We start from the raw sequence: 20,771 nt of genomic DNA on the forward strand, positions 1-20,771 counted from the left end.
CGCTGCGCCCGTATGGTTGGCGCTAGCGAAACGGCCCCGCGCCAGCGAAACTTCGCTAGCGCGGGGCCGTTTTGGCAGCGCGCCGACCGGCTAGCCGTTCTGCGGCGGGCCGGGTGGAGTGGTGCCTGGCTGACCAGGCTGACCCGGCTGGCCGGTGCAGGACGCGGTGAGCGTCACCGCAGCATTCTTCGCTGTGGCGGCGCCCGCCCCCGGATCCGAGGCCTCGACCATACAGGTGCCGCCCTGCTGGCCGCCCCGGTAATTCACGCTGATCGAGTCAAAACCGGCAGACTTCAGCTCATCGGTCGCCTGCTTCAGTTCCTTGCCGACCACGTTCGGCATGGTCGCGGCGAGCGATCCGTCACTGGTGTACACGGTGACGATGCGTCCGCGCGGTGCGCTCGCGCCGGCACCGGGGTCGGTGTGCGCAACGCGGCCGGAGGCGATTGCGGATGCCACGGGCCCACCATCGGCGTATCCGAAGCCGAGTCCTTCCAAGACCTTCTTGGCCTGCTCAGGGGTATCGCCGGCGAGATCTGGGACGGGGTTGTTCCTGCCGCTCAAGTAGTTCGACTTTGCGGCGGGCCAGTTGTCGCCGCCGCGCCAGTCGTTCCAGACATTGAACATCTCGCTCGTCAGACGGTGCCGGAGGTTGCTGGCGCTGGTGCCGTTGATGTTCGTTCGGTTGAGCGCCTGGCCGGGAACCCCTTTAACGTTCCCAATCCACACCGCACTCGCGACCTTAGTCGTCGCGGCTCCCATCCACGTCTGGTTGTAGAGGGTTGTCGATCCGGTCTTACCGAACATCGGGGCGCCGCTGGCGCGCGACGCTGACCCGGTGCCGCCACTGATGACGCCCTTCAGCGCGTGGATCATCGCGTCCGCGATCTCCGGGTCGATGCCCTGGGTGCACTGCGAAGCCGGTGGGGCGAGTTCCTCGCCATTGAACTTCACGACACGGTCGATCAGGATCGGCGAGCAGAACAGGCCGCGTGCCGCGATGCCGGCGAACGCCGCGGCGATTGTGCTCACTGAAACATGGTCTTCACCGACGCCGATCAGGTCGGAAATGTTCGACATCACGTCCTCGCCGTCTTTGGGACCCGTGGCGGTGTGCACCCCGAGTGACGCTGCGGTGTCGCGAATGTCACAGAGGTCGAGTTCGCGGGCCATGTTCAAGAAGGCGGCGTTGACTGAGCTAGCCGTCGCGGAGAGCACGCTGACGCTCGCGGCGGAGCCGCCCGAGTTCTTCGGGGCGTAATCTGTACCGCTCATCTTCGACCCGCAGTAGGTGAACTCGTTCTGCTTCCACGTTCTTGGTGTCCCCGAGACATGTTCGTTCAGGCCGTGTCCCGCTTTCAACCACTGAGCGAGCGTGAAGATCTTGAACGTCGATCCGGCCTGGAAACCGCTTGAGCCGCCGCGATCGAAGTCGGTGTTGTAGTTCACGGAAGTCGTGCCGGGTCCGCCGCCGTCTCTGGTGTCGTCAAACCGCGTGTTCTGAGTCATATACAGGGTGCGACCGGTACCGGGCTCGATACCGACAGCCGCACCACCCAGATGGAAGCGCGGGTCCGTTTCAGGAACCCACTTGACCATCGTCGCCTGCGCGTGGTTCTGCATGTTCAGATCGATGGTCGTGTAAACGTCGTACCCATTGCGGAAAGCAGCCTTCCGCTCCTCCGGGGTAGCGCCGAAGGCTTCATGGGCCTGCAACTCCTTGACCACGGCGTCGCAGAAGTACTGGCCTGTCGTCGCGCTCATGCAACCGGTCTGGAGTGGCTGCAGGTTCGGCTGGATCGGTGTGGCGATCGCCGCGTCGAACTCCTCCTGCGTGAGCGCCTCGTACTTGAACATTTGGTTCAGGACGTAGTCGCGACGCACGCGGTTGTTCTCGAAGTTCTCCTCCTTGTCCAGGCTGCGCGCGTTCGGTGCCTGCACCATCGCGATGAGACTCGCAGCCTGGGCAGGGGAGAGTTCCGCGGACGTGATGCCGAAGTAGCGCTGCGCGGCGGCCTCGATGCCGTACGTCACTCCGCCGAAGTGGGCGATGTTCAGGTAGCTCAGCAGAATGGTCTGCTTGTCGTACTCCTTCTCAAGCCCGATCGCGAGCTTCATCTCCTTGAGCTTGCGATCCATCGTTTGGCGAGTGGCCTCCTTGTAGGCCGCCGATCGCTCGTCGGGGTCGGTGAGCCGGTTCGCGGCCTCGACGTTGATGTTCTTGATCAACTGCATCGTGAGAGTTGAGCCGCCACTCTCGACCTCGCCCGAAGCGAGGTTGCCAACTAGCGCGCGCGCCACCGACTGGACGTCGACACCGCCATGCTCATAGAACCGGGCGTCCTCGCCGTAGACGGCGGCATCCTTCGCGTACTGCGAGATCTGGTCCCAGCCGACTTCCTCGCGGTTGGTCTCGAAGATCGTGGCGAACGGCACTTGCTGACCGTCCTGCAGGCCGTACAGGGTGACGCGCTGGGCGAGGTCGTCACCGAGCGTCGCGTACTCGGGCAACTCATTGAAGATGCCGATCGAGTTGTTGGCTGTCATGCCGGTGACCGCGATGGCGGGAGTGACCATGATGGCGACCAGCAGGCCGGCGACTCCACTGAGGCCGAGCATCCCCAGGAGCGCCCCAAATGCACCTGAGCGCTTCTCCTTTTTGGCAGACATAAGCAGAAGAGTACGGCATGACCTGAATCCTCGTCGCCTAATTTGATCGAGAGAATCGCGTCACGCATCAGCAGGTCGTCAACAGACGCGTGGATCCCACACTCTGGCGCTATAGAAACGGCCCCGCGCCAGCGAAACTTCGCTGGCGCGGAGCCGTTTTGCTAGCGCCGTGCGTACCGGGCGTGCCGGGCGTGCCCCGCCGTCGGGTCGCTCGCTAGTGCACCGTCTTCGCGATGATGGTCATCACCGACGTGTCGGCGAGGGTTGTCGTGTCGCCGATCTCGCGTCCCTCCGCGACATCCTGCAGCAACCTGCGCATGATCTTGCCTGAGCGGGTCTTCGGCAGCTCGCTGACCACGAACACCTGCTTCGGACGTGCGATCGCGCCGATCTGCTCGGCCACGTGCGAACGCAGCAGGACGGATGCCTCCTCCGGCGTCTGCGCGTCGGCCTGGCTCTGCCGCAGGATGACGAAGGCGACGACGGCCTGGCCGCTGGTTTCGTCGGCCGCGCCCACCACGGCGGCTTCCGCCACGATCGGGTGCGACACCAGCGCCGACTCGATCTCGGCGGTGGACAGCCGGTGCCCGGATACGTTCATCACGTCGTCGACGCGGCCCATCAGCCAGATGTCGCCGTCCTCGTCGAGGCGCGCGCCGTCGCCGGCGAAGTACATGCGCCGCTGCGGGGTGCCGGCGAAGTCGAACTTCTCCCAGTAGGTCTCGATGAACCGTTCCGGGTCGCCCCAGATGCCGCGCAGCATCGACGGCCACGGTTCGGTGACCACGAGGAGCCCGCCGTTCCCAGCGCCGACGTGTTTGCCGTCGTCGCCGAGCACGTCGATCGAGATGCCCGGGATCGGCACCTGCGCCGACCCCGGCTTGGTTGTGGTGACTCCCGGCAGGGCGGAAACCATGATCGCCCCGGTCTCGGTCTGCCACCAGGTGTCCACCACAGGAGTGGTGCCGCCGCCGATCACGTCGCGGTACCAGACCCACGCCTCGGGGTTGATCGGCTCACCGACGGAACCGAGCACACGCAGCGACGACAGGTCGAACTTCTGCGGGTGCTCGCGGCCGATCTTCATGAACGAGCGGATCGCGGTCGGCGCCGTGTACAGGATGCTGACACCGTACTTCTCGATGATCTCCCACCAGCGACCGGGGTGCGGGGTGTCCGGGGTGCCCTCGTACATCACCTGGGTGGCGCCGTTGGCAAGCGGCCCGTAGACGACGTAGCTGTGCCCGGTCACCCAGCCGACGTCGGCGGTGCACCAGTAGACGTCGGTCTCCGGGTGCAGGTCGAACACCGCCTTGTGGGTGAACGCGGTCTGGGTGAGGTAGCCGCCCGAGGTGTGCAGGATGCCCTTCGGCTTGCCCGTTGTTCCCGAGGTGTACAGGATGAACAGCGGGTTCTCGGCCTCGAACGGCTTCGCCACATGGTCGGCGTCGACCTGGGCGAGTTCTTCGTCCCACCAGAGGTCGCGGCCGGTGGTCCAGTCGATGTCGTTGCCGCCGCGCTTCACGACCAGCACGTGCTTGACCGTGGAGCCACCGGCCGCCAGCGCGGCATCCACCGTCCCCTTCAATGGGAACACCTTGCCCTTGCGGTAGCCGCCGTCGGCGGTGATGACGACCTTTGCGCTGGCGTCCTCAATGCGGGTGCGCAACGAGTCCGCGCTGAAGCCGCCGAACACCACCGAGTGCACGGCGCCGATGCGGGCGACCGCGAGCATGGCGATGACGGCCTCGGGAATCATCGGCAGGTAGATCGCCACCCGGTCACCCTGCTTCACGCCGAGCGCGGTGAGCAGGTTCGCGGCCTTCTTCACCTCGGCGGTCAGCTCCGCATAGGTGATCGAACGCGAATCACCCGGCTCACCCTCCCAGTGGATCGCCACCCGGTCGCCGTTGCCGGCGATCACGTGCCGGTCGAGGCAGTTGTAGGCGACGTTCAGCCGTCCGTCGGCGAACCAGCGCGCGAACGGGGCGTTGTTCCAATCCAGGGTCTGGGTGAACGGGGTGTTCCAGTGCAGAGTGCGGGCCTGCTCGGCCCAGAACTCGAGGCGGTCGGCTTTCGCCTGCTCGTACAGGTCAGCGGATGCCACGGCTTGGGCGGTGAACTCCGGACTCGGCGCAAAGCGGCGGTTCTCGTGCAGCAGGCTGTCGATCGCGTTCATGGGGTTTCAAGGCCTCGATTCGTCGTTGAACTCTGCTCCGATCCTATTGCGGCCGTTGCGAGGCGCGGATGCCGCGGCCTACCGTGAGAACGGCAGGTGTCGATGTGGACTGGCTATACGCGCACGACTACGACCTCGCGCGGCAAGTGCTGCAACGCGGGATCGGCGTCATGTACCTCATCGCCTTCTGCTCGACCGCCGCCCAGTTCCGGGTGCTGCTCGGCGAGCATGGGCTGCTGCCGGTGCCGCACCTGTTGCACGGCTACTCGCGGGGGCCGAGCCTGTTCCGCTTGCGGTACAGCGACCGGCTCCTGCTGGTCGTCGCCACGGCGGGCATCATCCTCGCGGCATCCGTTGTCCTGGGCTTGCCGCAACTCGGCCCGCCCTGGGTGCCGATGCTGGTCTTCCTGGCGCTGTACGGGCTCTACCTGTCGATCGTGAACGTGGGGCAGACCTTCTATGCATTCGGCTGGGAGAGCCTGATCCTCGAGGCTGGCTTCCTCGCGGCGTTCCTCGGCTCGAACCAGGTCCCGCCGCCGACGCCGATCCTGGTGCTGTTCGCCTGGCTGGTGTTCCGGCTGGAGTTCGGCGCCGGCATGATCAAGATGCGCGGCGATGTGGTGTGGCGCGACTTGACCGCACTGTATTACCACCATGAGACCCAGCCGATGCCGAATCCGGTGAGCCGGTTCGCGCACCATCTGCCGAAGCCGGTGCACAAACTGGAGGTGCTCGGCAACCACTTCGCGCAGCTGATCGTGCCGTGGCTGCTCTTCTTTCCGCAGCCGATCAAGAGCGCGGCGGCCGCGGTGATCATCCTCACCCAGCTCTGGCTGGTCACCACCGGCAACTTCGCCTGGCTGAACTGGATCACGATCGTGCTCGCCTTCTGCGGCGTGAGCGACACGGTGGCGCACTGGCTGCTGCCGGCGATCCCGCTCGGCTGGGGAGCGCCCACCGAGGCGCCGATCTGGTGGCTGGTGCTGGTCTGGGCGGTGACCCTGCTGATGGTCGTGCTCAGCTACTGGCCGGCGCGCAACCTGCTGCGCCACCGGCAGCTGATGAACGCGAGCTTCAACCCCTGGCACCTGGTGAACGCGTACGGCGCATTCGGCAGCATCACCAGACCGCGCTACGAAGTCATCGTCGAGGGCACCACCGAGGAGAATCCCGACGACGGCTGGCGGGAGTACGAGTTCAAAGGTAAACCGGGCAATGTGATGCGGATGCCCCGGCAGTACGCCCCCTACCACCTGCGCCTGGACTGGCTGATGTGGTTCCTGCCGCTGCGCGGCGGGCCGGAACGCTGGTTCCTCGTCTTCCTCACCCGGCTGCTGGAAGCCGATGCGCCAACCCTGCGGATGCTGCGGCTCGACCCATTCGACGGCGATCCGCCGCGCTGGGTCCGGGCCCGGCTGTTCATCTACCGCTACTCGACCCGCGCCGAGAAGCGGGAGACCGGCGCCTGGTGGGTGCGCGATGAGATCACCGAGTTCGTGCCGCCGCTCTCGCTGAGGGCATCATGACGCGGCTGGGGACTTCGTGATCGACGCGACGGTCGTCGGCGCCGGCCCGAACGGACTCGCCGCGGCGGTCACCCTGGCCAGGGCCGGTCTTCAGGTGCGACTCGTCGAGCGGGCCGACACGGTCGGCGGGGGAATGCGCAGCGCCGAATTGACCCTGCCCGGCCACCTCAGCGACGTCTGTTCGGCGGTGCACCCGGCTGCGCTCGCCTCGCCGTTCTTCCGAGCGTTCGGACTTACTCAGCGGGTGGACTTCGTCATCCCCGAGCTGTCCTACGCGCATCCGCTCGACGGTGGACGCGCGGGCCTCGCCTGGCGTGACCTCGAGCGCACCGCGGAAGGACTCGGCCCCGACGGCGACGCCTGGCGGCGCTTGTTCGCTCCGATCCTCGAGCACCTCGACGGTGTCGTCGACTTCACCGGCTCGCAGCTGCTCCGGGTGCCGCGCGACCCGGTTGCCACGGTCACCTACGGGCTGCGGGTGCTGGAGCAGGGCACCGGCGTCGGTCGGCTGCGATTCGCGGATGCCACGGCGCCCGCGATGCTCGCCGGGGTCGCCGCGCACGCCGGCCGACCGGTGCCATCGCTGCCGGCAGCCGGCGCCGGGCTGCTGCTCGCCGCGCACGCCCATGCCCGCGGCTGGGGGTACCCGCGCGGCGGGTCGCAGGCGATCGCCGAGGCGCTCGCTTCGGACTTTCTCGCGCACGGCGGTCGTCTCGATCTCGGCGTCATGGTTCGATCCCGCGCCGATCTGGAACCCTCCCGGGCGATCCTTCTCGACACCTCCGCGCGCTTCCTCGATGAGTTCGCCGGTGATGCGCTGCCGGCCCGCTACCGGCGGCGGCTGGCCGGCTATCGCTACGGCGTCGGCGCCGCGAAAGTCGATTTCGCCCTGTCTTCTCCGGTGCCGTGGGAGGCCGAGGCGGTGAGGTTGGCACCGACCGTGCACCTCGGCGGCACCGCCGGGGCGATCAGCCGCGCCGAGCGGCTGCCGCACAAGCACGCGGTGGCCGCGCGACCGTATGTGCTGCTCTGCCAGCCGAGTGTGCTCGATCCCACCCGGGCACCGGACGGGCACCACATGGTGTGGGCGTACATCCACGTGCCGCGCGGGTCGAGCTTCGATCCGACCGAAACGGTGACCGCGCAGATCGAACGGTTCGCGCCGGGCTTCCGGGATCTCGTGCTAGCGAGCAGTGCCCATTCGGCGCGCCAGCTGGCCGAGTACAACCCGAACTACCTGGGCGGCGACATCCTCGGCGGCGCGCTCAGCCTCACCCAATTGTTGCGCCGCCCGGTGACCTCGCCCACCCCGTGGCGGACCCCGGTCGAGGGCCTGTATCTGTGCTCGGCGGCAACTCCTCCCGGCCCTGCGGTGCACGGTATGAACGGCTGGTACGCCGCGACCTTGGCGCTGCGGGACGTCTTCGGCATCCGGCATTTGCCGTCGTTGGGGGCATCCTGAGTACGCGCCGATAATCCGTAAAAAAGCATCTCTTCGGGGGTAAGCGCTGGGGTACACTTGGGGCACCGAATCTGATTTCGGATAAGCAGCGCCAGCGATTCCCCCCAATCCGGCGTTGCTGTGGCGGCGCCGGTTCCCCCCAACAGGCGCCGCCCCTCTCGTTAACCGGCACTTCTCCCGGCCGACCTGTCTTCGTCCACAACGACTGGCCGGATGCCGCAGATTTCCACCATCCCGGGCAGCCTTGCAAGATGACCGATCCCGGCGGATCGAGCGCCCCGCACGAGCACGAACGGTTCGTTGCCGTACGCCCCGGTATGCGCCGTGATGGCTGGGGTACAACGCCTCGAACCCGCGGGTCGCTCGACGAGTTCGGACCGCTCGCCCGGCTCGCCGCGGAGCCTGCTGTCACCGACGTGTTCGCCAATGGTTCCGGCGGGGTGTGGGCGGATCGCGGCGACGGTTCGATCCGGCAGCCGATCGAACTCGGCGAGTCCGAACTGCGCGAGCTGGCGGTGCGCCTGATCGCGGCCGGCGGGCGGCACATCGACGAAGCGTCCCCGTGCGTGGACGTACGGCTGCATGACGGTATCCGGGTGCATGCCGTGCTTCCGCCGATCTCGCCGGCCGGCACCCTGCTGTCGATCCGCTTGCCCCGACTGGAACGGCTGAGCGTCGACGACCTCGATGCGCAGGGTTTCTTCGCCGCGGTCGGCTTGCGGACCGTGCGCGCCCTCGTCCGGCGACGGGCGAACCTGCTGATCACCGGGGCCGGCGGGAGCGGTAAGACGACATTGCTGTCCGCGCTGCTCGCGGACGCGACATCCGCCGAACGGATCGTCGCGATCGAGGACGTCGGCGAGCTTCGTGTGCCACATCCCCAGTTCGTCAGCCTGGAGGCGCGGCAGGCGAACCTGGAGGGGGCCGGCGAGGTCGGTCTCGCACGGCTGGTGCGTGAGGCGCTGCGGATGCGGCCGGACCGGCTGGTGCTCGGCGAGTGCCGCGGCGCCGAGGTTCGCGAACTGCTTGCCGCGTTGAACACGGGCCACGACGGCGGGGCGGGCACACTGCACGCCAACTCGCTCGGCGACGTGCCCGCGCGGTTGGAAGCCCTCGGCGCGCTCGCGGGATGTCAGCTGAAGCAGTGGCGCGGCAGACCGTCAGCGCGCTCGACGCAGTACTGCACCTGGAGCGGCGCGACGGGGTGCGCAAGCTGGTGCAGCTGGGCCGGTTCCGGCTGGATGACCGCGACCGGCTCGGCATTGAGCCGATCCGACCATGAGCCGATCCGCCGGGCCGGGCATCGGTGACGGGCCGGACGCGGTGGCCGCGGTCGTGCAGCGGCTGGCGGTGCTGTTGTCGGCGGGCGTTCCGCCACAGACGGCGTGGGGCTACCTGGACATCACACCGGCGGTGAGCACCGTGACCGAGGCTGTCGCTCGTGGTGCCGCAGTCACCGAGGCGATCGATGCCGCCGGGTCGGCCGGTGCGGCGTGGCGGGCGCTGGCTGCCGCGTGGGCGGTGGCGACTGAGGCGGGCGCGCCGCTGGCGCCCGCGCTGCGGGAGTTCGCGACATCCCTCCGCTCGCTCGCTCAGGCGGAACGGGAGATCCGCGTGGCACTCGCCGGTCCGATCGCCACCGCCAGGCTGGTGATGGTGTTGCCCGCCGTGGCGGTGCTGTTCGGGCTGGCGCTCGGCTTCAACACGCTCGAAGTGCTGACGACGTCGCCCGCGGGCATTGGCTGCCTGATTCTTGGACTGACGCTGCTCGCTGCGGGACGGGCCTGGAACCGGCGGATGGTGAAGGCGGCGACCCCGACGGATCCGGCGCCGGGGCTGCTCTTCGACCTGGTCGCCATCGCGCTGGCGGGTGGGGCGCCGCTGGATCGGGCGAGGGATGGCGCGGTTCGCGCGGCCGCGGAGCGGGGGATCGTGGGGGACGAGGTCGCGATCGATCGGGTCCTCGAGTTGTCACGGCGAGCCGGGGTGCCCGCCGGTGAACTGCTGCGCAGTGAGGCCGAAGAACTGCGGCGCACCGCCCGCAGCGATGCCCAGCAGCGGGCGGCGTCGCTGTCGGTGAAGCTGATGTTGCCGCTTGGCGCGTGCGTGCTTCCCGCGTTCATGCTGCTCGGGGTGGCGCCGCTGATGCTCAGTGTCATCTCCTCCACGGTGGTGAGTTTCTGACCTGGTCGCATTCGGCTCGGCGCTGCGTGACGCGGTGCGGCAGGCTGGTGGTGTTCGTGCCGAATCGACAGAAGGGCACGACATGACACGGATGAGGCGATTGCTGCGGCGGTTGCGCCGACAGGATGATGGCGCGGCCACCGCGGAGTACGCGATCGCGACGATGGCAGCGGTCGGTTTTGCCGGGCTGCTGGTCATCATCATGCGCTCGGACGAGGTGCGCGGCATCCTCACCGACCTGGTGCGAAGTGCGCTCACGCTCGGCGGGTAGCGAGCGCGGCAGTGTCACCGCTGAGTTCGCTGCGGCGATGCCCGCGGTGGTGCTGGTGCTCGCGGTCTGCATCGGCGGGACCAACCTGGGTGCCCAGCACGTGCGTATCCAGGATGCCGCGGCGGACGTAGCCCGCGCCCTGGCTCGCGGCGATCCCGAGATCGCTGCCGGCCGGGTGGCCTCCGTCGGAGGATCGCTCGCGGTCGATCGGCGCGGCGACCTCGTGTGCGCCGGGCTCAGCGTGGCGTCGGCCGTGCTCCCGCTCGCGGGAGCGATCACAATCCGGGCCGAGAGTTGCGCGCTCGAGGGCGGCCGGTGACGGCGGTGCTGGTGACGCGGTCACCGCCGGTGCTGTTCGGGACGCGCGCACCGCCGGTGCGGTCAGTTCGAGCCTTGTTCCGAGCGGAGACCGGTGCAGGGGGAGTGCTCGCGCTTGCCCTGGTCGGCGCCACAATTCTGCTGGCCGGGCTGACCCTGCCGATCGGGGCGGTGCTCGCCGGAAAGCAGCGGGCGATCTCCGCCGCAGACGCCGCAGCGCTCGCCGCCGCCGATGTCGCCGTCGGGATCGTCGCGGGGTTCCCGTGTGAGGCGGCGGCATCCGTTGCCGAGTCGAACGGTGCCCGGCTTGCCGCCTGCGAGGTCGACGGGCTGGTCGCGACGGTCAGCGTCACCGCCGGCGTCGCCGGACTTCCGGTGACGGCTAGCGCCACCGCGGGGCCGCCGCCATAACGCCACCGGGCCGCCACCCGTGAGGGTGACGGCCCAGCGAGGCGAGTTAGCTTGCGAGTGCGACTAGCAGCAGCGGGACTGCGGGTTGCGGTCCTGCTCGTCGTCGCGGTCCCACCAGAACTCTCGTTCGGTCATCGGCGGTTCCTCGCCGTGCGTCTCGAGGTAGTGCTCGCGGTAGGTCTGCCAGGCGTTGTCGCCCATTACCGAGTTCACGTACCAGGTGAGCCCGCGGGCTCCGCGCTTGAGCAGGTCAAGCGCGGAGACCGCGGCGGTCGGCGCATTCATCAGTGACCGCTCCGAGCGGGCTGCTTCGCGGCGGGCAGGGCGTCCCACTGCTTCTGCAGGTCACGCTCCTCCTTCGACGCGATGAACCCGGCCGGGGCGTAGATGCGCGAGGCCTCCGGGGCGTCCTCGGTGTTGTTGCCGCCACCGTTCTTGAACGCCTTGATGCTGACCACAACCGACGCGGCGATCACGATGATCGCGAGGCTGACGAACAGGATCGACAGGGTGCCCTGCACGGCGGTGTTCCGCACGACGGCCTCCATCGCCTCGACGCTCGACGCGTTGCCGAAGCTCGTCTCGCCTGCGGCGAGCGCGTCGCGGAATGCGGCGTGCTGCGCCCAGTAACCCACAGCGGGCACCGGCGAGAAGATCTTGTACATCGACGCCGTGATGGTGACTACGGCCGCGAACGCGAGCGGCAGGATGATGATCCACAACCAACGGAACGCCCCGCGCTTCGCCGCGATCGCCAGACAGACCGCCAGCGCAATGGCCGCGAGCAATTGGTTCGCGATACCGAACAGCGGGAAGAAGGTGTTGATTCCGCCGAGCGGGTCGGTGACGCCGAGGATCAGGATGGCGCCCCATCCGGCCACCATCACCGCGGTACCGATCCAGGCACCGGGACGCCACGAGGTGTCCCGGAACTTCGGGATGAAGTTGCCGAGGCTGTCCTGCAGCATGAACCGGGCCACGCGGGTGCCCGCGTCGACAGCGGTGAGGATGAACAGCGCCTCGAACATGATCGCGAAGTGGTACCAGAACGCCATCATCGCCGGTCCGCCGATAAGGCCCTGCATGATCTGGGCCAGGCCGACCGCGAGCGTCGGCGCACCACCGGTGCGCGAGACGATGCTCTCCTCGCCGACCGCGTTCGCGGTGGCGGCGAGTGCGTCCGGGGTCACGCTGACACCGGTCAGGCCGAGGCCGTTCACGAATGCAGCGGCGCCTTCCAGCGTGCCGCCGGTGGCGGCAGCCGACGCGTTCATCGCGAAGTAGATGCCCCGGTCGATCGACAGCGCGGCGACGAGCGCCATGATGGCGACGAACGACTCCATCAGCATGCCGCCGTAACCGATCAGGCGGGTCTGCTTCTCCTTCTCGATGAGCTTCGGCGTGGTTCCCGACGAGATCAGCGCGTGGAACCCGGACAGGGCGCCACAGGCGATGGTGACGAACAGGAACGGGAACAGCGACCCGGCGACCACCGGTCCGTCGGAGCGCGAGGCGAACTCGCTGAACGCGGGAACGTTGATCTCCGGGCGCACCAGGACGACCGCGCCGGCGAGCATGACGATCGTGCCGATCTTCATGAACGTCGACAGGTAGTCGCGCGGGGCGAGCAGCAGCCACACCGGCAGGATCGCGGCGACGAAGCCGTAGATGATGATGCCCCAGGCGATGGTGGTGCGGTCCAGCGTGAACATGGCCACGCCCCAGTCGGTCTCGGCGACCCAGCCACCGGCGACGATGACGAGGATCAGCAGCACGAAGCCGATGATCGAGACCTCGGTGACCTTGCCGGGACGGATGTACCGCAGGTACACGCCCATGAACAGTGCGATCGGGATGGTCATGCCAACCGAGAAGACACCCCACGGGCTCTCGCCCAGGGCGTTGACCACGACGAGGGCGAGGATCGCCACGATGATGATCATGATCAGCAAGGTCGCGATCAGGGCAGCGGTGCCACCGATCCGGCCGAGGTCCTCACGGGCCATCTGGCCGAGCGAACGGCCGCCGCGGCGCATCGAGAAGAACAGTACGAGGTAGTCCTGCACCGCGCCGGCGAGCACGACGCCGACGATGATCCAGATCGTGCCTGGCAGGTAACCCATCTGCGCGGCGAGCACGGGGCCGACCAGCGGGCCGGCGCCGGCGATCGCGGCGAAGTGGTGCCCGTAGAGCACACGCCGGTCGGTCGGCATGAAGTCCTTGCCGTTCGCCTTGTACTCCGCGGGGGTGGCCCGGCGGTCATCCGGCTTGGTGAGGTAACGCTCGATCACCTTCGAGTAGAAGCGGTAGCCAATGAGATAGGTGCACACCGCAGCGAACACGAACCAGATCGCGTTGACCGTGTCACCCCGCACAATGGCGAGGACCGTCCAGGCAACACCACCCAGCAGAGAAATGGCCACCCAGAGGGCGATCTTCGCCGGTGTCCACTTCTTGGTCCGGGCCTCCGCCTTCTCGTCGATGGCGACCGGCGGAAGTGATGGATCCTGGGGTGGGACGACGGATTCGTGTTCCGCCGTGGTTGTGTCGCTCATTCGGCTCCTTTGCTCTGTGCGAATAGGGGTTGACACATGGGTGTCGGGGGTAGACAACCCAGATGAGGGTATCTGAGAATTCGTCCCCAGCCCGCGCGGGCGATTAGGCGTCGTCGAGGGAGCGCGTTGTATGGTGTGGCAGACGCGAGGCAGCGCTACACCAGCCGCGTCCCCATCGCAACCCCCAGAGGAGAACCGTGCCAGGCACCAAGAAACTGGTCATCGTTGAGTCGCCTGCAAAGGCGAAGACGATCGGCCAGTATCTGGGCGACGACTACGAAGTGCAGGCGTCGGTCGGGCACATCCGTGACCTCATCGAACCCAAGAACCTGCCGCCCGAGCTGAAGACCGGCTCGCTCGGCAAATTCTCCGTCGATGTCGAGAACGGCTTCGAGCCTTATTACGTGGTCTCCGACGGCAAGAAGCAGACCGTCACCGCGCTGAAGCGCGCGCTGAAGGATGCCGATGAGCTCTACCTCGCCACTGATGAGGACCGCGAGGGAGAGGCCATCGCCTGGCACCTGCTCGAGGTGCTGAAGCCCAAGGTCCCGGTCAAGCGCATGGTCTTCCACGAGATCACCAAGGAAGCCATCGAGCGCGCCAAGGAGACGACGCGGGATCTGGACACCGCGCTCGTCGACGCGCAGGAGACCCGCCGGATCCTCGACCGCCTCTATGGGTTCGAGGTCTCACCAGTGCTCTGGCGCAAGGTCGGACCCGGCCTGTCTGCAGGACGCGTGCAGTCCGCCGCGACCCGCCTGGTCGTCGACCGGGAACGCGAGCGGTTGGCCTTCGTCAGCGCCGGCTACTGGGGACTGACCACCCGACTGCACCCGGCGACCGGAACCGAGCAGTTCGCCGCCCGACTCAACCGGCTGGATGGCCGCAAGGTCGCCACCGGCTCCGATTTCGACGACAAGGGGCAGCTGAAGAAATCCGAGGTCATCGCCCTCGACGAGCAGGCTGCGACGACGATCGCCGAGGCCCTGCGCGCCGACGACCTGCCGATCCGCGTCGTCAAGGTCGAGTCCAAGCCGTACACCCGTCGCCCGGCCGCGCCGTTCACCACCTCGACCCTGCAGCAGGAGGCGTCGCGCAAGCTGCGCTTCAGCTCGCGGCAGACCATGAGCGTCGCGCAGTCGCTGTACGAGAACGGCTACATCACCTACATGCGAACCGACTCCGTGTCGCTCTCGCAGCAGGCGATCGACGCCGCCCGTAACCAGGCGAAGGCGCTCTATGGCGCCGAGACCGTACCGGACAAGCCGCGCCTGTATGCAGGCAAGAGCAAGAACGCGCAGGAGGCGCACGAGGCGATTCGGCCCTCCGGCGACACCTTCCGCACCCCCCAGCAGTTGCAGGGCGAGCTGCGCGGCGACCAGTGGAAGCTGTACGACCTGATCTGGAAGCGCACCGTCGCCTCGCAGATGGCCGACACCAAGGGCACCACCGCGAGCGTCACCATCGAGGCGACTCTGCCCGAGGGCATCGCTGAGCTCGGGGCATCCGGAACCGTCATCACCTTCCCCGGCTTCCGCCTCGCCTATGAGGAGGGCAGCGACGAAGAGCGCACCGACTCCGACGCCGAGACCCGGCTGCCGGCGCTCACCGAGGGCCAGGACCTCGCCGTCGACGAGGTCGAGGCCAAGGGCAGCGCGACCACGCCGCCGGCTCGTTACACCGAGGCCAGCCTGATCAAGGCGCTCGAAGAGCTCGGCGTCGGCCGGCCGTCCACCTACAGCGCGATCATCACCACCATCGTCGACCGCGGCTACGTCACCCCGCGCGGCAGCGCCCTGGTGCCCAGCTGGATCGCGTTCTCGGTGGTCCGGCTGCTGGAGGAGTACTTCGGCGACCTGGTCCAGTACGACTTCACCGCCGAAATGGAGGAGGATCTCGACCGGATCTCCCGCGGCGAAGCGGACCGCACGACCTGGCTCGGTGGCTTCTACTTCGGCAACGAGGAGCACAAGGGCCTCCGCACCGTCATCGACAACCTCGGCGACATCGACGCCCGCGAGATCAACTCGGTGCGGATCACCGACGACATCACCGTGCGCATCGGCCGCTACGGCCCCTACCTCGAGGTTGCCCAGGAGGGCTCGGACACCCCGCGCCGGGTCAACGTGCCCGAGGAACTGGCACCCGACGAACTCACCGCCGAGAAGGCGCGGGAACTGATCGACGCCCCCGTCGCTGGCGACCGCGTGCTGGGTGTGAACCCGGAGACCGGCAAGGAGATCGTCGTCAAGGACGGCCGTTTCGGCCCCTACGTCACCGAACTCGAGCCGGAACCCGAGCCCGAGGCGGAGGTCATCGATGAGGCCACCGGTGAGGTGGTCGCGCCGAAGAAGAAGCCGAAGAAGGCTGCGGCGGTCAAGCCGCGGACCGCGTCGCTGTTCAAGTCGATGGATGTCGGGTCCGTCGACCTGGCGACCGCGCTGAAGCTGCTCGGCCTGCCTCGTGTCGTCGGCACCGACCCGGAGTCGGGTGCGGAGATCACCGCACAGAACGGCCGCTACGGCGCCTACCTGAAGAAGGGCACCGACACCCGTTCGCTCGATTCCGAAGACCAGATCTTCGACATCGACCTGGCCGGCGCACTGGAGAAGTTCGCCCAGCCGAAGTACGGCGCCCGCGGAGCCTCCAGCGCGCTCGCGGAGTTCGACGCCGACCCGGTCAGCGGCAAGCCGATCAAGGTGAAGGACGGCCGGTTCGGCCCGTACGTCACCGACGGCACCACCAACGCGACGATTCCCCGCGGTGAGGATGTCGTGGACATCGACTACGACCGGGCGGTGCAGTTGCTCGCCGACAAGCGCGCCAAGGGTCCGGCGAAGAAGCCGGCGGCGCGCAAGAAGCCAGCCGCCAAACGCACCACCAGCACGAAGAAGAAGTGATGGCGCGCGGACTGTTCATCACCCTCGAGGGCGGCGACGGTTCGGGCAAGTCGACACAGTCGGCTGCGCTCACCGACTGGTTGGAGGCATCCGGTCGCACCGTGCTGCACTCCCGAGAGCCCGGCGGAACCGACCTGGGCGTGGAATTGCGGGACATCATCCTGCACCGCCGCGGCTACATGACGCCGCGGACCGAGGCGCTGCTGTATGCCGCCGACCGTGCCCAGAACATTGCGACGAAGGTGCGCCCGGCGATCGAGCGCGGCGAGATCGTCATCCAGGACCGCTACCTCGACTCGTCGGTCGCCTACCAGGGCGCCGGCCGGGTGCTGGACGGGAGCGAGATACGAGACCTGTCGCTGTGGGCGGCCGAGGGGCTGCTGCCGGACCTGACGATCCTGCTCGACCTCGACCCGACCATCGGCCGGTCCCGGCTGGAAGGCAAGCGCTACGACCGGCTCGAGGCCGAGGCGCTGGAGTTCCACGAGCGGGTCCGGGCCGGGTACCTCGAGCTGGCGGCATCCGAACCCGACCGGTTCCTGGTGCTGCCCGCCACCGACTCGATCGACTCCCTCGCCGACCGGATCCGGGAGCGCGTCGCGCAACTGCTCGGGTAACGCTCCCGGTACGTCTGTGCCCTCCCGGTACGACCGTGCCTGCTCGAGCGGGCACCGACGTACCGAACGGGCACGGTCGCCGGCCGGACCGCCGCCAGTCGATCCCGCAGCGAGCCGTCCACAGCTACGGCAGGCCGTGCACTCTCCACAGCCTGGCGAGCCCATCAGACGGTCGCTGTCAGGCGCGGCCCCTAGGCTAGTTGCATGGCGGTCTGGGACGAACTGACGGGGCAAGACGACGCCATCGCTGTCTTCCGGCAGGCCGCCGCGGCCGCCGAAACCGGCGAGACCGGGATGACGCACGCCTGGCTGATCACCGGCCCGCCCGGCTCCGGCCGGTCGAACCTCGCCTACGCCTTCGCCACCGCGCTGCTGTCCATCGACGCCGACGAAGAGGCCGTGCGCACCCAGGTCGACGCCCGCAGCCACCCCGACCTCACCGCGCTGTCCACCTCGAACGTGATCATCAAGATCGACGACGTACGCGACGTGGTGCGCTCGGCCTACCACTCGCCGAGCGTCAGCCGCTACCGGGTGATGGTCATCGAAGACGCCGACCGCATGGTGGAGCGCACCTCCAACCTGCTGCTGAAGTCGCTCGAAGAACCGCCACCGCGCACCGTCTGGATCCTCTGCGCCCCGAGCGAGGCCGACCTGTTGCCGACCATCCGGTCGCGCGTGCGGACCGTGCGCCTGCGCACGCCCGCGGTGACGGATGTCGCGGCGCTGCTGAGCCGCCGGGACGGTATCCCCGACGACGTCGCCCTGCGTGCCGCCCGCGAGGCGCAGAGCCACATCGGCATGGCCCGGCGTCTGGCCACCAACGAGGACGCCCGCAAGCGCCGGCAGCTGACGATCGACCTGGTGCTCGACATCCGTTCCGTGTCCGACGCGGTCATCGCCGCCGGAAAACTGCTCGACCTGGCCAAGGACGACGGCGCCGCGGTCACCGCCGAACGCAATGAGGAGGAGCGTGAGCAGGCGCTGCGCTCGCTCGGCATCGAACCCGGTGGCTCCATCCCGCCGGCGCTCCGTGCCCAGCTGAAGAACCTCGAGGAGGACCAGAAGCGGCGGGCGACGCGCAGCCTGCGCGACGGCATCGACCGCATCCTCGTCGATCTGGCGTCGGTCTTCCGCGACCTGCTGCTGATCCAGCTCGGTGTCGACGGTGACCTGATCAATGCCGCCATCCGGGACGCCCTGCAGGTCGCCGCCGAACGGCGGACACCGGCGCAGACCCTCGCCGTGATGGATGCGATCAGCACGGCACGGGAACGCATCGACGGTAACGTGGCTCCCGCCCTCGCGCTTGAGGCCATGCTCATCTCGGCCACTCGGAAGGACGCCCGCGCGTGAACCACCTGAAGTCTCTGGCGATTGGTGTGCTGACGCTGCTCGCCCTCACCGGCTGCGTGTCCGCGCCGCCGAGCACCACGTCGACGCCCACCGGCGAGCAGGTCGCCGCGGAGCTGCAGCCGTTCTACAACCAGGTGCTGCAGTGGGAATCCTGCGGCGACGGGTTGCAGTGCACGACCGCGAAGGCGCCGATGGACTGGAAGAACCCCGCCGATGCCGAGATCGAACTCGCCCTGGTGCGGCATCCGGCCACGGGTGACCGGCTGGGATCGCTGCTGGTCAACCCCGGTGGCCCGGGAGCATCCGGTTACGACTTCATCATGGACAGTGTCGACTTCGCGACCAGCGAGAAACTGCAGTCGCGCTATGACATCGTCGGCTTCGACCCCCGCGGCGTGAACAAGTCCTCGGCGGTCGACTGCTACGACCAGCCGGCCGAACTGGATGAGGCCATCTACGGGGTTTCCGACCTGCCGGTGGGAACCGATGCCTGGATCGAAGACATCAAGGCATCGTCCGCCGAGTTCGCCCAGGCCTGCCTCGAGCACACGGGCGAGCTGCTCGAGCACGTCGACACTGTGAGTGCCGCGCGTGACCTGGACCTGCTGCGGGCGGTGCTTGGCGACTCCGACCTCAACTACCTCGGCTACTCTTACGGCACCCTGCTCGGCGCCACTTACGCCGACCTGTACCCCGAGAACACCGGTCGCATGGTCTTTGACGGTGCGGTCGATCCGGCGACCAGTGAGCTCGATGTGACAGCGACCCAGGCGAAGGGGTTCGAGGACGCCATGCGGGCGTTCCTCGCCGACTGCCTGGGTGCCGACGACTGCCCGTTCCAGGGCACCGTTGACCAGTCCATGGAACTGATCGACGTGCTGCTCGACAGCCTGAATGAGAGCCCGCTGCGGCACACGGATGGGCGCATGCTCAGCGGGAACACGATGTTCACCGCGATCATCCTGCCGCTGTACAACGTCGGCAACTGGCCGTACCTCAAGATCCTGTTCGACGAGGTCCTGTCTGGCGAGACCACGACGGCATTCCTGCTCGCCGACACCTACTACGACCGTGCCGCGGACGGCACCTACCAGTCCAACCAGACCGAGGCGTTCCTCTCCATCAACTGCCTCGACTACCAGGCCGAGTACAGCAACGAGACGTTGCACGAGAATGCGGCGAAGCTGGCGGAGATCGCCCCCGCCTTCGGCCCGCGGATGTCGTACGGCGTGAGCTGCGCTGACTGGCCATTCGAGTCGGAGCGCGAGCGCACAGCGATCGCCGCGGAGGGCTCGTCGGACCTGCTCGTCGTCGGCACCACGGGCGACCCCGCAACGCCGTACCAGTGGGCGGTGAACATGGCGGACCAGCTCGAGAACGGACACCTGGTCACCTACAACGGCGAGGGCCACACGGCGTACAACAAATCGAACGACTGTGTGCAGAACGCGGTTGAGGGTTACCTCATCGATGGCACGGTGCCGGAGGCCGACCCGAACTGCTGAGCGTGCGGGGGCAACCCCGGGACTGCAAATTTGCATGGCATGCAATAATTAGGCCGTGGATTCTGAACTCGGCCTGCGCGAGCGCAAGCGACTGGCCACGCGGCGAGCGATCCAGAACGCCGCGGTCCGGCTGGTCCTCGAACGCGGGCTCGATTCCGTCACGGTCGACGAGATAAGCCGCCAGGCGGATGTCTCGCCGCGCACGTTCTTCAATTACTTCCCCTCGAAGGAAGCTGCCCTGCTCGACAATGGGCCTCAATTGCCCGACGAGGCGGCGATCAGCGAATTCATTGAGGCTCGCGGCCCGATCGTCTCGGATCTGGGAGCGCTGATGGTGAAGGCCGCAGAGGGCATGTCGCCGGATCGGGAAACCCTGCAGCTGCGCCGCGACTTGGTCAAGGGCAACCCGCGGCTGCTCACCCTGCGGATGGCGAGCATGCACCAGTTCGAGGACGAACTGCAGGCAGTCGTCGAGCGCCGGATCATGGCAGAAAACCCGGAGGAGCCTGATCGCTCCAATCGGGCGCACCTGATCACCATGGTCGCCTTCGGTGTGATGCGGCATGCGTGGGGGCTGTGGGCCGATGGCTCGCCCGAACGCCAGCTGACCGACTGTCTGCGCGACGCTTTCGATGGTCTCGCTGACGTTGCTGCAACCGCGGCGGCTCGTTAATCGGCTAAGCTGACTTGCTGTGTCGCCGACCTGGTCGGTCGTCACGCCGCCCTAGCTCAGTCGGCAGAGCATCTCACTCGTAATGAGAAGGTCAAGGGTTCGATTCCCTTGGGCGGCTCCAATTCCACCTCCACACTGGCCCCC

The 20,771-nt window shown here is 67.8% G+C and carries 16 protein-coding genes and 1 tRNA gene; 13 read left to right on the top strand and 4 right to left on the bottom strand.

Annotation, left to right across the window (positions count from 1 at the left end):
- Positions 1-90: 90 nt before the first annotated feature.
- Both GO591_RS01770 and acs read right to left on the bottom strand, forming a co-directional pair.
- Positions 91-2,670, bottom strand: coding sequence for a transglycosylase domain-containing protein (locus GO591_RS01770; protein ID WP_157155232.1), 2,580 nt, complete (start codon positions 2,668-2,670; stop codon positions 91-93).
- Positions 2,671-2,884: 214 nt separating this feature from the next.
- On the bottom strand, positions 2,885-4,849 hold the full coding sequence (acs, locus tag GO591_RS01775; RefSeq protein ID WP_157155233.1) for an acetate--CoA ligase: 1,965 nt from the start codon (positions 4,847-4,849) through the stop codon (positions 2,885-2,887).
- Between the two features lie 104 nt (positions 4,850-4,953).
- On the opposite strand from acs, the gene GO591_RS01780 reads away from it, so the two are divergent.
- The 7 genes from GO591_RS01780 (at position 4,954) to GO591_RS01810 (ending at position 11,021) form a co-directional block, all read left to right on the top strand.
- Entirely contained in the window at positions 4,954-6,375 is a 1,422-nt protein-coding gene (locus GO591_RS01780; protein WP_157155234.1) for a lipase maturation factor family protein, read from the top strand.
- Between the two features lie 16 nt (positions 6,376-6,391).
- Complete coding sequence (locus tag GO591_RS01785) at positions 6,392-7,837, top strand: phytoene desaturase family protein (RefSeq protein WP_157155235.1); 1,446 nt, start codon at positions 6,392-6,394, stop codon at positions 7,835-7,837.
- Between the two features lie 251 nt (positions 7,838-8,088).
- Entirely contained in the window at positions 8,089-9,147 is a 1,059-nt protein-coding gene (locus GO591_RS01790) for a TadA family conjugal transfer-associated ATPase (RefSeq protein WP_370455321.1), read from the top strand.
- Positions 9,116-10,021, top strand: coding sequence for a type II secretion system F family protein (locus GO591_RS01795; protein ID WP_157155236.1), 906 nt, complete (start codon positions 9,116-9,118; stop codon positions 10,019-10,021). Before GO591_RS01790 ends, GO591_RS01795 begins: the two co-directional genes overlap by 32 nt.
- 82 nt (positions 10,022-10,103) lie before the next feature.
- Positions 10,104-10,292: a DUF4244 domain-containing protein gene (locus tag GO591_RS01800; protein ID WP_157155237.1), complete on the top strand. Its 189-nt coding sequence runs from the start codon at positions 10,104-10,106 to the stop codon at positions 10,290-10,292.
- Complete coding sequence (locus GO591_RS01805) at positions 10,270-10,611, top strand: TadE family type IV pilus minor pilin (RefSeq protein WP_255446921.1); 342 nt, start codon at positions 10,270-10,272, stop codon at positions 10,609-10,611. Before GO591_RS01800 ends, GO591_RS01805 begins: the two co-directional genes overlap by 23 nt.
- 11 nt (positions 10,612-10,622) lie before the next feature.
- Complete coding sequence (locus GO591_RS01810; RefSeq protein ID WP_232466236.1) at positions 10,623-11,021, top strand: Rv3654c family TadE-like protein; 399 nt, start codon at positions 10,623-10,625, stop codon at positions 11,019-11,021.
- 63 nt (positions 11,022-11,084) lie between these two features.
- On the opposite strand, the gene GO591_RS01815 is transcribed toward GO591_RS01810, so the two are convergent.
- Positions 11,085-11,306, bottom strand: a complete 222-nt coding sequence (locus GO591_RS01815; protein WP_157155239.1) for a YbdD/YjiX family protein — start codon at positions 11,304-11,306, stop codon at positions 11,085-11,087.
- Complete coding sequence (locus tag GO591_RS01820) at positions 11,306-13,576, bottom strand: carbon starvation CstA family protein (protein ID WP_157155240.1); 2,271 nt, start codon at positions 13,574-13,576, stop codon at positions 11,306-11,308. The genes GO591_RS01815 and GO591_RS01820 overlap by 1 nt, the downstream gene beginning before the upstream one ends.
- A 197-nt stretch (positions 13,577-13,773) precedes the next feature.
- On the opposite strand from GO591_RS01820, the gene topA reads away from it, so the two are divergent.
- From topA to GO591_RS01850, 6 genes are all read left to right on the top strand, one after another.
- The gene (gene topA / locus GO591_RS01825) at positions 13,774-16,476 is read left to right on the top strand and encodes a type I DNA topoisomerase (protein WP_157155241.1); all 2,703 of its coding nucleotides are present in this window, start codon (positions 13,774-13,776) and stop codon (positions 16,474-16,476) included.
- Complete coding sequence (gene tmk / locus GO591_RS01830) at positions 16,476-17,093, top strand: dTMP kinase (RefSeq protein ID WP_157155242.1); 618 nt, start codon at positions 16,476-16,478, stop codon at positions 17,091-17,093. The genes topA and tmk overlap by 1 nt, the downstream gene beginning before the upstream one ends.
- A gap of 204 nt (positions 17,094-17,297) precedes the next feature.
- Positions 17,298-18,449, top strand: coding sequence for a DNA polymerase III subunit delta' (locus GO591_RS01835; protein ID WP_157155243.1), 1,152 nt, complete (start codon positions 17,298-17,300; stop codon positions 18,447-18,449).
- Positions 18,446-19,954 carry an alpha/beta hydrolase gene (locus GO591_RS01840; protein WP_157155244.1) on the top strand — a complete coding sequence of 503 codons (1,509 nt, stop codon included), beginning with the start codon at positions 18,446-18,448 and terminating at the stop codon, positions 19,952-19,954. Before GO591_RS01835 ends, GO591_RS01840 begins: the two co-directional genes overlap by 4 nt.
- 55 nt (positions 19,955-20,009) lie before the next feature.
- Entirely contained in the window at positions 20,010-20,627 is a 618-nt protein-coding gene (locus GO591_RS16015; protein ID WP_157155245.1) for a TetR/AcrR family transcriptional regulator, read from the top strand.
- A 45-nt stretch (positions 20,628-20,672) separates the two neighbouring features.
- Positions 20,673-20,748: transfer RNA gene (locus GO591_RS01850), tRNA-Thr, on the top strand.
- Positions 20,749-20,771: the final 23 nt, after the last annotated feature.

The organism is Diaminobutyricimonas sp. LJ205 (assembly GCF_009755725.1).
Classification (GTDB): Bacteria; Actinomycetota; Actinomycetes; order Actinomycetales; family Microbacteriaceae; genus Ruicaihuangia.

What these genes read in the sequence shown, in the direction of transcription:
- GO591_RS01795 (WP_157155236.1), top strand. Translation starts at nt 9,116, where the DNA reads ATGAGCCGATCCGCCGGGCCGGGCATCGGTGACGGGCCGGACGCGGTG.
- GO591_RS01835 (WP_157155243.1), top strand. Translation starts at nt 17,298, where the DNA reads ATGGCGGTCTGGGACGAACTGACGGGGCAAGACGACGCCATCGCTGTC.
- acs (WP_157155233.1), bottom strand. Translation starts at nt 4,849, where the DNA reads ATGAACGCGATCGACAGCCTGCTGCACGAGAACCGCCGCTTTGCGCCG.
- tmk (WP_157155242.1), top strand. Translation starts at nt 16,476, where the DNA reads ATGGCGCGCGGACTGTTCATCACCCTCGAGGGCGGCGACGGTTCGGGC.
- GO591_RS01770 (WP_157155232.1), bottom strand. Translation starts at nt 2,670, where the DNA reads ATGTCTGCCAAAAAGGAGAAGCGCTCAGGTGCATTTGGGGCGCTCCTG.
- GO591_RS01820 (WP_157155240.1), bottom strand. Translation starts at nt 13,576, where the DNA reads ATGAGCGACACAACCACGGCGGAACACGAATCCGTCGTCCCACCCCAG.
- GO591_RS01800 (WP_157155237.1), top strand. Translation starts at nt 10,104, where the DNA reads ATGACACGGATGAGGCGATTGCTGCGGCGGTTGCGCCGACAGGATGAT.
- GO591_RS01790 (WP_370455321.1), top strand. Translation starts at nt 8,089, where the DNA reads ATGACCGATCCCGGCGGATCGAGCGCCCCGCACGAGCACGAACGGTTC.
- GO591_RS01815 (WP_157155239.1), bottom strand. Translation starts at nt 11,306, where the DNA reads ATGAATGCGCCGACCGCCGCGGTCTCCGCGCTTGACCTGCTCAAGCGC.